At 34.3% G+C, this 13,478-nt stretch carries 9 protein-coding genes; 3 read left to right on the top strand and 6 right to left on the bottom strand.

Translation table 11 applies throughout. The annotated features are described in order from the left end of the window. Window positions 1-46 precede the first annotated feature (46 nt). Entirely contained in the window at window positions 47-1,129 is a 1,083-nt protein-coding gene (locus tag KO527_RS09690; RefSeq protein ID WP_216040110.1) for an efflux RND transporter periplasmic adaptor subunit, read from the bottom strand. Window positions 1,130-1,341: 212 nt separating this feature from the next. On the opposite strand from KO527_RS09690, the gene KO527_RS09685 reads away from it, so the two are divergent. Both KO527_RS09685 and KO527_RS09680 read left to right on the top strand, forming a co-directional pair. Continuing rightward, on the top strand, window positions 1,342-4,809 hold the full coding sequence (locus KO527_RS09685) for a hybrid sensor histidine kinase/response regulator (RefSeq protein ID WP_216040109.1): 3,468 nt from the start codon (window positions 1,342-1,344) through the stop codon (window positions 4,807-4,809). A gap of 58 nt (window positions 4,810-4,867) precedes the next feature. Continuing rightward, a complete protein-coding gene (locus KO527_RS09680) occupies window positions 4,868-5,818 on the top strand; it encodes an ion transporter (protein WP_216040108.1) in 951 nt (316 codons plus the stop codon). Between the two features lie 147 nt (window positions 5,819-5,965). Here KO527_RS09680 and KO527_RS09675 read toward each other — a convergent pair whose 3' ends face one another. The 4 genes from KO527_RS09675 to KO527_RS09660 all read right to left on the bottom strand — a co-directional run bounded on the left by KO527_RS09675 (window position 5,966) and on the right by KO527_RS09660 (window position 12,311). Beyond that, window positions 5,966-6,415, bottom strand: coding sequence for an SMI1/KNR4 family protein (locus KO527_RS09675; RefSeq protein ID WP_216040107.1), 450 nt, complete (start codon window positions 6,413-6,415; stop codon window positions 5,966-5,968). 628 nt (window positions 6,416-7,043) lie between these two features. Beyond that, window positions 7,044-11,474 (bottom strand): EAL domain-containing protein, encoded by a 4,431-nt coding sequence (locus KO527_RS09670; protein ID WP_354668612.1) that lies wholly within the window; start codon window positions 11,472-11,474, stop codon window positions 7,044-7,046. Window positions 11,475-11,669: 195 nt separating this feature from the next. Next, window positions 11,670-12,107 (bottom strand): GNAT family N-acetyltransferase, encoded by a 438-nt coding sequence (locus KO527_RS09665; protein ID WP_216040105.1) that lies wholly within the window; start codon window positions 12,105-12,107, stop codon window positions 11,670-11,672. Window positions 12,108-12,113: 6 nt separating this feature from the next. Further along, window positions 12,114-12,311 carry a DUF3283 family protein gene (locus tag KO527_RS09660; protein ID WP_216040104.1) on the bottom strand — a complete coding sequence of 66 codons (198 nt, stop codon included), beginning with the start codon at window positions 12,309-12,311 and terminating at the stop codon, window positions 12,114-12,116. A 77-nt stretch (window positions 12,312-12,388) separates the two neighbouring features. On the opposite strand from KO527_RS09660, the gene KO527_RS09655 reads away from it, so the two are divergent. Further along, window positions 12,389-13,105, top strand: a complete 717-nt coding sequence (locus tag KO527_RS09655; RefSeq protein WP_216040103.1) for a hypothetical protein — start codon at window positions 12,389-12,391, stop codon at window positions 13,103-13,105. On the opposite strand, the gene KO527_RS09650 is transcribed toward KO527_RS09655, so the two are convergent. Next, window positions 13,102-13,353: a DUF1289 domain-containing protein gene (locus KO527_RS09650; protein WP_216040102.1), complete on the bottom strand. Its 252-nt coding sequence runs from the start codon at window positions 13,351-13,353 to the stop codon at window positions 13,102-13,104. The two genes, KO527_RS09655 and KO527_RS09650, sit on opposite strands and share 4 nt — an antisense overlap. Window positions 13,354-13,478 lie beyond the last annotated feature (125 nt).

The raw sequence follows: 13,478 nt of genomic DNA, 5'->3' as shown, positions 1-13,478 counted from the left end.
CTCTTAATTCAGATATTATTTTTATTATGTTGTGTAGTGTTGTGTGCTAATCAGCAATTTCTTGAGATGTATGTTCTGATTTATTTATCACAGTTACTAAACTGTCTTTTTTAAGACTTTGCTGGCCAACAATCACAATTTGAGTATTTGTTGCTAACGGCGTAAGAATTTCAACTAACCCCCCCTCTTCATAACCAGTTTCTACCACTATCTTTTTTGCTTTATTATCTTCAATAACAAATAGGCTTGTTTCACTGTCTGTAATGAGTAAAGCTTTTAAAGGCACTACAGCAACATTTTTATGCTCATCTAAAGTGAGCGCTACTTTTGCAAACATACCTGGCTTTAACATACCTGTATTGTTATCAACCTGCAGTGTGACTTTGAATGTACCTGATTTTGTATCTATAATCGGCGAAATTAATGATATTTCAGCAGAAATGCTTTTATCACCATTAGCTGGGAAATTTAAACTGGCTTTTTGCCCTAAGTGAACAGCATTCATTTGTGCTTCAGGTAAATAAACAACACCTTGTAAAGTATTTAAAGCAACAATATGGAACATTTCTGAATCTGCACTTGATGTCATGTTTCCAGCTTTAACACTACGCGAAGCTATCACACCCGAAATTGGAGCACGGACTTTGCTATCTCGCACTTTAATAGCTGTAATTTTTTGTTGGTTGTGGCGTGACTTCACCAAAAACTCAAGCTTTTCTAAATCCTTAGCTGAAATTAACTGCTTACCTTTATTTGGCTTACTGCGATTATATTCTGCAGTTGCTGATTCTAAGTCTATGCTCGCCCTTTCAAACTCTAACTGATAGCTTTCATCATCTATTTCAGCCAGTATTTGACCCTGCTTAACCAACATGCCCTCTTCTACCAATACACTTTTAATCATACCCGTGACTTTATTTGTCACTTTACTTTCAGATTTAGCTTCGAGTACTGCCGTGGTTTTATAGGTATTCTTAATATCTTGTTGTTTTAACGTAATCGTTTCGACAGGAACTTTATAAATCACTTCTTCTTCTTTTTCATCTGCCTGAGGCTCAGAACATCCAGATAAAAAGTATGCACTGATTAAAACTAATATTAAAAAAGTGCGGGCTAGTAAGCGGTTCATATTATTCCATGTATTATTTTTTAAGTTATAAGAACAAATGGTAACTTAATAAATATCCATTGAAAATGAATTGTAAACTTAATATGTAACAAATAAATAACAATGTAATTTTGAATACATTTATTAGTTTAGTTTGAGATAGACTAAGGAATAACACACATACCTTCTGTGACATGTTAAGGTATGTTAAATCTCATTTTTATATAAATATCATGACACTTACACTGATCTTAGTTGGCTTATGTTACATGGCTTTGTTATTTTGGCTTGCAAGCTGGGGTGACAAAAAAACAGTTTTAGCTAAAAAAATCAGCCACCACCCTTTTGTATATTCACTTGCATTAGGCATTTATTGTACGTCGTGGACATATTACGGTGCAGTTGGCACCGCAACTAATTCTGGTTGGAGTTTTTTACCTATATTATTAGGCCCCGCTTTATTATTTATGTTTGGTCACAGGTTTTTACATAAATTAGTACTCGTCAGTAAAAAGCAAAATATTACTACCATAGCCGACTTTATATCAGCCCGTTATGGTAAACGTCAACTTACAGCAATTTTAGTCACTTTGATCGCTCTTTTAGCGACTATTCCATATATTGCTTTGCAGTTAAAAGCCCTTAGTTCTAGTTTTTTATTAGTACAAAATAATAGCCAAGTATCAGGTACTTTCCTCGCACTGGCTGGTACGATTATGATGGCATTATTTGCCATATTTTTTGGTACCCGTAAAGTTGATGTAACTGAATACCGTTCTGGTTTAATGCTCGCTATTGCCTTTGAATCTCTCATTAAATTATTAGCACTATTAGCTGTAGCCGGCTTAGCCATTTATGTATTTTTAAATTACCAACCGGGTATGTTTGAAGTGTTCACCCAACAAAGTGCTTTTAGTGAGTGGCAAGTTGATAATGTATTGAGTTTTAACTTTGTAGGTCAAGCGTTAATGGCTGCGGCTGCCATTATATGTTTACCTCGGCAATTTCATGTCACTGTTGTTGATAACCAAGACTTAAATCATTTAAAAACTGCTCGCTGGGCATTTCCGCTTTATTTGTTATTAACTGCTGCTGTTATTATTCCCATTGCTACAGCTGCATTTCATCCTGAAATTGGTGCTCATTTTGCGCCAGATAGTTTTGTATTGGCTTTCCCAGTATCAGAAAACAACGCCATTTTAACAACCTTTGTTTTTATCGGCGGCTTATCTGCGGGTACTGCTATGATCATTGTTGCCACTTTAACCTTAAGTACCATGATCTCTAATGATGTTGTTTTACCATTATTACTTAAACGTAAATTTAAACGCAACCTGATCACCACTAGCTACAAACGACAAATATTATTAGTTAGGCGCATTACCATCGCCGCTATCTTAGGTTTAGCATATTTATATCAACAGCAATTAGGTAACAATGCAGCGCTGGCAAGCATGGGACTGGTTGCCTTTTCATTAGTTACGCAATTATTACCTGCTATTATTGGCGGCTTATATTGGCGAAAAGGCCATGCTTATGGTGTTTATGCGGGTTTAATCTCTGGTTTTCTATTTTGGATGTTATTTTTAATGTATCCGTTACTGGAGGGTGCGTCAGTTAATACCAGTTTTGTACAGCAAGGTATCATTACACAAGGTACTTTTATTGCTTTATTTGCCAATATAGTCTGTTATATCGCCTTTTCTTTAGGCGCCCATGAACGCTTAGTTGATAAAATTCAAGCGACTGCTTTTGTAAATCCTAGAGAGCAAACGCCAATAGATAAACGTCAAAATAAAGATGTTAAAGCCAGTATCTACGACTTAAAAGTTTTATTGCAAACATTTTTAGGTATTCAAAGAAGCAAACAACTTATCTCTCACTATATGATGAATGCAAATTTAGACGATGATAGCGAAATTCCCAACTCTGAATTTATAGATTACTGTGAGCGTGCATTAACAGGTGTGCTAGGTGCTTCATCTGCTCAGGCCTTAATTAGTACAGTGCTCACTGGAAAACAAATGGCATTTGAAGAGGTAGTTAATTTCTTTGATGAAACCACACAAGCCCTACAGTTTAATCAAAACCTATTATTTACGGCACTGGAGAATCTAAGTCATGGTATTTCTGTAGTTAACAAAGACCTCAAATTAGTTGCCTGGAATAAAGGTTATATGGAGATGTTTGAATACCCTGAAGGATTTTTAGAGGTTGGGCAACCTATTGAAGAAGTCATTCGTTTTAATGTGAGTAAAGGTGAATGTGGGCCTGGAGAGCTGGAAAGGCAAATCAATAAACGTGTTCAGCATTTAAAAAATGGTACTCCGCATCACTTTATTCGCCGCCGTAAAAATGGCCAAGTTTTTGAAATGACGGGTAACCCGTTACCGGATGGTGGTTTTGTTACTAGTTACTCAGACATTACCAGTCATATTGAAACGCAAAATCTATTAGAGGAAGTTAACATTTCTCTAGAGAATCGCATTGAAGCGAGAACTCAAGAGATCAGCAATATTAATGTGGAATTAGAAGCTGAGATTATTCGAAGAGAACAAACAGAGCAAGCACTTACATCTGCCAAGTTTGAAGCTGAATCTGCCAATGAAAGTAAAACTAAGTTTTTAGCCCTAGCAAGCCATGATATTTTACAGCCGCTCAATGCTGCACGTTTGTATTTAGCTTCAATTGAAGAAAAAGAGTTAAGCGAGACTAACCAAAATAGTTTTGAAAAATTAGGCCATAGCCTAGATTCAACCGTGCATTTGATGTCGGCTTTATTAGAAATAGCCAAATTAGACCAAGGTGCGATGACACCAGAAAATAGACATTTTTGTATTAATGATATTTTAAAACCACTTACCAGTGAATATGCTATTTTATGCCAAGAAAAAGGCTTAAAACTGAAAATCCGCCCTTCAAACACCATAGTACAATGTGATACCACTTACTTAAGGCGTATTTTACAAAACTTAGTCTCTAACGCTGTAAAATATACAGATACAGGCAAGGTTTTAGTAGGCTGTAGATATATTGCTACTAAAGACTCTCAACCTAAACATATCCGAATCGAAATTTGGGATACCGGCCCTGGTATTTCACAGTATCAGCAAGATAAAATATTCAGTGATTTTTATCGTATTGATAGTTCCGATAATAAAGGCGTTGGCTTAGGTTTAGGTGTTGTTAAACGTATGGCTGATTTACTAGCGCTAAAGCTAGAAGTTAAATCCATCGAAGGCAAAGGCAGTTGCTTTAGTATCGAGGTACCCCTAGGTCAATCACAGTTAGTACAACAAAAAGCCATTAATAATATTCAATTTGATAGTAAAAAATCATTCAACGTGATTATGGTTGATGATGCCCAAGAAAACCTAGATGCCATGGCCAGTTTACTGAATAAATGGGGCTGTAATCATCAAAGTTTTAATACTGTAGAAACGGCACTCGCTCACGCAAATAACAATACAGCTCCCGATATTATCTTAATGGATTATCAATTGAGTAATGAATGTGATGGTATTTCACTCATTCAAGATTTACGTGATATTTGGCAAAGTAAAATACCCGCAGTACTTATTACAGCAATGCGCGGTGAAGCGCTTAAAGCCGAAACTAAAAGCAAAGATATCCACTATTTAAGCAAACCTATTAAACCTGCAAAGCTAAAAGCTTTACTTAATCATAAAAGGCCAGCTTAATTCAAAAAGCATATAGTTATGATAAAATATTAATAATATTAAATAAGTAGGTATTTAAGTGAAATCATTCAGACTTTTTGTTGCTCAAGTATTAGAAAGTTCCGGAGAACAAATAAATCGGGGTCGCTACCTCGATTTTTGCTTAGTATTACTTATTTTAATTAATGTTATAGCGATCGTGATTGAATCAGTTCAGAGCATAGCCATCGAATATCGCATATATTTTATTTGGATTGAAATCATTTCAGTTGGCATATTCACCATAGAATATTTAGCGAGACTTTGGGCATGTGTTGATAAAGAAAAATATAGAAATAGCGGTGATAGCCATTTTAAAATGCGGCTAAAATACATCACCAGCCCTTTAGCTCTGATAGATTTATTGGCTATTTTACCTTCTTATTTAATGCTATTTGTGTCTTTTGATTTACGTTTTTTACGTGTAATACGCTTAATGCGCGTATTTAAACTCACCCGTTACTCTCGTGCTATGCAGTTGTTATTACAATCATTTAAAGAAGAAGCCAGCTCACTTGGCGCTGCTTTTTTTATTATGGCAATTGTACTGATCCTCGCTTCATGCGGTATATATTTAATAGAACATGATGTACAACCAGATAAGTTTGGTTCTATACCTGAATCTATGTGGTGGGCCATGGCCACATTAACAACGGTAGGTTATGGTGATGTTGTACCAATCACGCCATTAGGGCGCTTTTTTGGCGGTGTGATCACGGTATTAAGCATGGGCATGGTTGCAATCCCTACAGGTTTATTAGCTTCTAGTTTTTCTGAACAATTAAGAAAACGTCGCACATTATTTGAAGATACCGTGCATGCTTTTTTAGAAGACGGAAAATTAACAGATGATGAAAAAAACAAACTAGAACGACTGAGATTAGAGCTAGGTTTAGGTAAACAAGAAGCTAAATTAGCGATAAAAAAACAACAAACTAGTTTATATCAAAAACACTACTGCCCACATTGCGGTAAGAATACACAAAATTGAGTTTAGTATTTAATTGGTTTTAACATTCAAAATTAGAGCTGATAAATACTGTAATAAATATTGCTTAATTCAATAATTTCACCGAAAGTTCATGTGTCATTCCCGAGTTGTTTTATCGGGAATCTCATTTACATCTAAAAGTTTTAATTAAAGTTCATTAAACTCATCTAACCATTCGATAAAAGAATTAGATACTTTTGTAACAGTGCAAACATCACGTTCAAAAAACCAGACAGGTAAATCAGTTTGTTGTGTTTCACAATCAGCTAACTTAAAACAAAACATATTTCCCTTACAATCTGATGCAAACAAAACATGCCCTTTAGGCATACCAGTTAATTCATATAACTGAGAAAGTGAAGATACATCTTCAAGTGATAAAAAATCTTGTACTTCAGAAATATCAGAGCCTAAATCACAGATCTTAGTTAATACATTAGGCGTATGAACTAAACCATAGGTAGATATTAAATATTTATATGAGTCAGGTAAAAAACCATTTATCTTAGATTCAAGTTCTAAAATATCTTGTTCAGCGATAGGCACCATAGCCTGCTTACTGCCCCAATTTTTTACAAATAGATCTATGTTTTTCATTTAAGGTACTCCAATACTAATAACGTACCGATAGAGTTTATCTAAAGGTAAAAATTGTTGGCTAGAATAGGCTACAAAGCCAAAAAAACCAATGGTTTTGTTTTATTAAGTTACGAGATAGAAGCATCATTTGTCATTCCCTAAGTGTTTTATAGGGAATCTCATCATCAGATATAAACCTACAACTAAAAATTAAAACCAGATCTCCGATAAAACACCTCGGAGATGACGTTTTGGAGTTTGTAGTCATTGTCGTTTTTACATTTGTCTAATCCTATTACGATACAGACTAATCGGCAGTTATTCCCGAAGTGTTTCATCGGGAACCACACTTTAAGACGTTTACACCAATTTCAAGATTGACACGCTCTCCCTCTTTAATCACATCCGAAAGTAAATTATCAGTCTTGTAATGTTAAGTGCAGGATGCACGAACAAGCTATGTTTGCTACAAGGACGTAGCTCCATCGCGATTACAATACAACTGATGATTTAATTGAGGAGAAAGTGTCGTTCTTATAAATAAAAGTGGGGGCGGCTTTTTTTTGTTCGTTCTGGCCGTTTAAAAAGAATGGGCTAGGGTTATTTAAATTTATTATAAAGGAAGCCTTTAGATTTAGGCTTCCATTTATGACCCAAACTCCTTGCCCCAATCCTTACTCAATAACGCAACTACGCCCTCACTAGGGACAGGTTTGGAAAATAAAAATCCTTGTAGGTATGAACACCCTAACATTTCTAAAAATTGAACTTGTTCAAAAGTTTCTACACCTTCTGCGACACATTCTTTACCAAGACTATGTGCCATTGCCAATGTTGAATTGATGATGGTTTCATCATTAGTATCTACACCAATATCTTTAACAAAACTCTGATCGATTTTAAGTACGTCTATTGGGAATTTTTTTAAGTAAGTAAGAGATGAATAACCCGTGCCAAAGTCATCTAAATAGATTTTACAGCCAAGGGACTTTAGTTGCTGCATGCACTCTAATGCTTTTTCAGAGTCATGCATTAGTACTGTTTCAGTAATTTCAAATACAAGATGTTTAGGTTTAATGTCATATTCATTAATTAAAGATGAAATACAGCTAAATAATTGCGGGTTTTCAAAGTCTTTTGCTGATAAATTAACTGATAAATAACACTCAGGTAAAACTGTTAGCCAATCAGATAAATCTTTCAATGCTCTTTGAAGTGTTGCTAGTGTCATTTTTTTAATTAAACCAGTACTCTCAGCTGCTGGTATAAATTCACTAGGAGAAACCATACGGCCATTATCAGGCCACCTTAACAACACTTCAAAACCTAATGTTTTTTGTGTGATAACACATATAATTGGCTGATAATAATTAATGAACTTATCGTCTTCAAATGCTAATTTAAGGTCACTTTCTAACTGTAATTTTCTTTGAATCTTATGATTCATTTCTTGGCGGAAAAACTGATAACTATCACTACTATGTTTTTTAGCATGAAACATGGCGATATCAGCAGCTTTTAACAAGTCATTTGTTTCATCAGCATCTTCTGGAAACATTGCTATGCCCATACTTGAACCGACACTCACTTTTTGCAATCCCAATTTTACAGGCTTTGAAATATCTTGTGCTAGCTTATTACAGACAGTTAAGACTTCATCAACGAGATCGATATCTTCTAATAAGATAACAAACTCGTCACCACCTAATCTGGCTACTGTATCTTGCTCTCTGAGTGATAGTTTTAACCGATTTGCAATTTCAACCAATAATTCATCGCCATAATCATGACCTAAAGAATCGTTCACTTGCTTAAACCTATCCAAATCAATAAAGATTAAAGCCAGTTTATTTTCATGACGGCGTGCCAATTCTGTTGCATGACTTATACGATCTAAAAGCAAAGAACGATTTGGTAATTTAGTTAGTGAGTCATAGTTTGCTAATACGCGTAATTCATTTTCAGCTTCTTTTTGTTCGCTTATATCTGTAACAACAACGATGTAGTTTTCTATTGAATTATTTTGATTAGTTTCATCAGCAATCGCAGTGACTTTTATAATAACCGGATGTTTTACTTTATCTGGCGTGATGATTATTTCATCAAATTGAAAGTGTTCTGAAGGTTTGAGTTTAGCCAATATTCTTAAATAATTGAGACGAGTATCTTTACTTAAACCTAAATCTAACTTGCGACTTGATACGATGTTTTTTGAAAGATTAAAATCATCTCTTACAGCTTGATTGGTCGCACGAACACGAAATTTTTTATCTAAAATAAAAACCCAATCGCGAGTATGCTCAAATGCAGCACCAAATAAACGCGCGCTTTCTTCAAACACTAATTCACGCGTAATGTTGGTATAAGTACCTGATACATTAATAGGCTGACCATTATCCCAAACCATTACTTTGCCTAAGTCTTTATACCAACGCCAATGACCTGCAATATGACGTATTCTATAAGTACATTCAAAAGCACCTTTGTTAGTAGATAAAAACTCAAGCCATTCGATTCTAAATTTAGCCCGATCTTCTGGGTGAATCTTTTTTAAATAATCATCTAAACTAATTTTTTCATTTTCATAACCCAGATCTGTAATAAGCCTTGGCTGATAAATTAATGCTGAATCTGTATGCCAATCCCACACGCCAGAATGACTTGCTTGTAATGCCAACTTTAACCTTGCTTCACTTTGTTGTGTTTCTTTATGGGCTATCAATAGCTTACGTTGCATTTTATTACGTCGAGATAGCCAAACAAATATTACACTCAAAATGATAAATGCATAAGTGATTAACGCATAAGGAGAACGCCATGGTGCATAGGCCACATTAATTTTTAATGTGGCTGGTTTTGTATAAATACCAGTTAACGGATCTTTTGCACGAACGGATAGCGTGTATTTACCGGCATTTAATTTAGGAAACATCACTCGATTAGTATTTCGGGTTGTGACTTTTTTACCATCAGATAGTTGATATTCAAACTTAATACGATCTTGATATTTAAAGGCCATAGCAGAAAATGCGATATCTAAGCCAATATCATCATGATTTAATGCAATTTCATTTACTTGCGCTGTTGCTGGAATATCTAATTTACGAGACATCAATTGCACTGAAGTAATATTCACTTGCTCTATTAATGCTTGTTTTGGTCGATTATCAGAAGGTGTAAAAACAGTAATGCCTTTAACCGAACCATAAGCAATTCGGCCATTGCTTAATTTAGTTCCTGTGCTCCCATTGAACTCATTCACTTCAAGTCCATCTTCCACTGTATATTGTTGAAAATGCAAATTATCAGGGTCTAATCGCCAAATTCCTTTATGACTACTCATCCAAATAATACCGATATCATCAACAAACATATCGTAAAGTAACGAGCCTATAAATTTACGATCAATACGATGTACTTCTTTAAAGGTTTTTGCATCTAAGCCAATCAAACCTAGTGTATTAAATGATAGCCATAAAACACCATTTTTATCTACAGCATAAGAATTAATATTAATATCAGCGGTATCTTTTTTGTGTAATTGATAAATGACATCTAAAGATTCATTTGTAATATCATAACGATATAAAGTGCCAGAAGCATAAAATAGTGGAAAATCAGGTTTATCCGCAAGCGGCTCTAAAAACCCTATCGCTAAAAAGGGATCTATTGACTCAAAACCTTTATTTAAAGGAGTAATTGTTAAAGTATCTAGATTGTATTTAAACATGCCATGATCAGGGTGGATACCATATAGATCACCCTCTGAATTGGTATAAATACCATAAACCCTGTCTACAAGGTATTTTTCAAACTCTTTGCTGGTTGTTTTTGCTGGGGTAATTTCTTTTGAAACAGTATCAAACTTGAATAAACCGCGACTTGTTTGCAGCCATAAATCATTTTTATAAGGTAGCAATTTAAAAATACTAAAATTTTTATTATATTCATCAATAATATAATCTTTTAAGTAGCCTTCGGTTTGATAGCTTTCTACATCTAGTTGAGTCAAACCATTTGCGGTACCTAACCAAAGTTTCTTTTTAAACTCTACAATATCCCATACATTATGATGCGTTAACCCTTGCCCTTTTACATTATCAGGATGATAATTAAAAAAGAAATAATCTACGTTGGGCACAAAAAAAGCGCCATCCGTTTTTGTTGCCAACCACATTGAGCCATGCTGATCTTCAATCATATCAATAATACTGACATCTGATTGTGTATATTCGCTATCAGCTAAGCTATTATTTTTTACTAAATGATTATCTTCTGGGTAATATTCAAATACACCTTTATCCGTTGCGAGTTTCAACTTATTTTGTTTTTGATATATCTTCCATATATTTAAATCGGCTATATAAGTTGTAGATTTAAATGATACTTCCGGCTCTTCAAATAATGCTTGCGCATTGCTTATATCTACTTGATAAAGGCCCTTAACAGCACCCACCCAAAGTGTATTTTGATCTTTTAAAGCAAACGATTTTACATTATTTTGATCTACATGGATTTCAGTACTCTGAAGGTGATTTAGAACGCGCGTTCGACCAGATGCAATTTCATAAATATACGCACCCTCAGTAGTACCAATATAAATAAAACCTTGGTGATAAAATAATTGGCGGACCGCACTTTGAATTGTGGCATTTGGAATGTTGAATACAGGCTCTATTTTTCCAGTATGCATGTTTAATTTAGCTAAATCTCGCCCCCTGCCTAGCCAAATAGTGCCTGAATGACCTGAGTCTAATACACTAAAAACAGCTTTATACGAGACTTCATTTTCGTTGGTGGGCGCTTTTACAAACTGTTTAAATTCAGCTGTATCAGGATCATATCTAAAAACACCGACCAATAATGATGTAATCCAAATATAACCTTGGTTATCTTGATAAATCACATCAATAATGGCATCGGCTAAAACATTATCAGGCCCTAAAACGGCTTCAACTTGATAACCATCATATTTATTTAAGCCACCTTGGGTTGCTAACCAAAGGTAGCCCTTTTTATCAACTATCAAGTTACTTACATAGCTTTGGGCTAACCCTTCATTAGGGGAAAGGCGCACAACTTTAGCTTGAGCCGTTTGACAAACAAAGCTTAAAACTATGAAAAATATAAAATTTAGAAATGTTCTATAAAACAAATTATATACTCATTAAAATAACAGCAGATTGAATATGGACTTAATGAGTCTTTATTGTAACCAATTAGAAACAAAATCTACAAATTAAAATAACAATTAGTATGGGGAGAAAATAAGCTAATTATTCAGAGAATAACGCATTGCTGAAATCTTTCGCCCTTGATTTAAATAGTTATTAAGCATTATAGCTAAAGGTTCGGGCAGTGTTTGATATAAATTAAATCCAGTTGATAAGTACAAGCCGGTTAAATAAGTGTATGGAAAAGTGGTGATATCACGATGTTCAGTACTTTTATAATAACTAATTAGATGACGAATAAGCGATTTGGCAATGCCTTTTTGGCGCATTTCATCCGTGACAAATAAAGTACAAAGGAATAGATGCCCTGATATATTTTGTATTCTACAAGCAGCTATAATATCACTATTGTGGCGCACGACCCATACATCATCTTGTTTATTTGCTCTGCCTTTAACACGATTTAAGTCGTAAAACTTATTGATGATGGGTGTTTTAATTTTATCTAATAGTGATATTTCAAAATTTTTCTGCATACAAAACTACATTACAGTTAAGTATTGTTCAAACTGTTGTTTTAAATAATCTTGCTCTGAACTTGGGCGGGCTAAAATATTGCCATAAACAACATCTCGGCTAGTTTTACCTTTTTTTATTTGATAGGCCCAATAAGATGCTTCATAATCTAGTTGGATTTGATATTTTTCATTTCTAGGTAATAGGCAAAGGTTATAGTTCATTGAATGGTATGTTAACTTTGAAATTTGCCTCAGTATAAATGATTTCGTTTTAAAAACCTAACGGTGTATCTATCACAATGAATTTGAAATTTTGGCTTTTCTTAAGTGTTTTTATATTGAGTACTTTAAGTACTAAAGTAGATGCTGCTAAGGAAGTCGTTTTCAATTTACCGGTTAAAAATAGTCAATCTCAATATGTGATTGAGCTTATGACGCTTGCCTACAAATCTTTAGGCTACGACTTAGTATTAAAAGAGCATTCATATGACTCTGTATTACAGGCCGCAAATCAAGGTGTATTTGATGGTCAATTAGGACGAATTGCTGATATTAGTCAAGATTACCCTGATCTTATAAAAGTCCCTTTTGCATTATTTGATTTTAAATTATTGCTGATCCATGAAAAGAAAACCTGTGATCCATGTGATATCTCTCATTTTTCTTCTATCAGTTATAGATCTGGGTTTCCTGTTGCACATAAATTTTTGAACAAAGTGCAATATTTAGGAGATCGTATACCGGTTCAAAATATTAAAACGCAATTATCTCTTTTAGCACAGAAGAAAGTAGATGCAGTTTTATTATTAAATTTTCAGCTTTCTCATGATTTACCCCACTTTGAAAGCGCTAACTATCAAACTCAAGAAGTGAGTTTACTTAATTCCTATCATTTCTTACATGCAAAAAATAAAGACTTAATAGTGCCTCTAACCAAAAAGTTATTAGCATTAAAAGAAAGTGGTGTGATTCAAAAGTTAAAAGATAAACACGGCATTAAGAGCTATCGCTTTTAAAAATCAAAGCCATTTTGTTCACTGTGTTGCACTTCTTCATTCTTTTTACTCGCGGCGAGTTTTTGTTGATGACGTTTTTTCCTTTGCTGGCATAGCATAAGTACTTTCTTTTTCTCTGCAGTGCTCATTTTAAGCCAGTGAAACCGCTCATCTCTACTGCGATAGCACCCTAAACAAAAACCTCTAGAATTGGATTCACATACATCAATACAGGGACTCGGAATTTCAAATATTTCAATTTGTTGCATATATTCCTCCCTTTATTAATAAATATGTCCAAACAAGGTTAATCAGTTTATACGACGCCACTCAATAAAGGTGTGAGGTATATTAATACCAGTTCCAGTAAGTTAGTGCTCAAATATAAATTAGG

Origin of the sequence: Pseudoalteromonas sp. C2R02 (assembly GCF_018860845.1) — a bacterium.
In the GTDB taxonomy this organism is placed as follows: domain Bacteria; phylum Pseudomonadota; class Gammaproteobacteria; order Enterobacterales; family Alteromonadaceae; genus Pseudoalteromonas.
The sequence above is the reverse complement of the archived record's forward strand: the minus strand, read 5'-3'. Positions and strand labels throughout refer to the sequence as shown.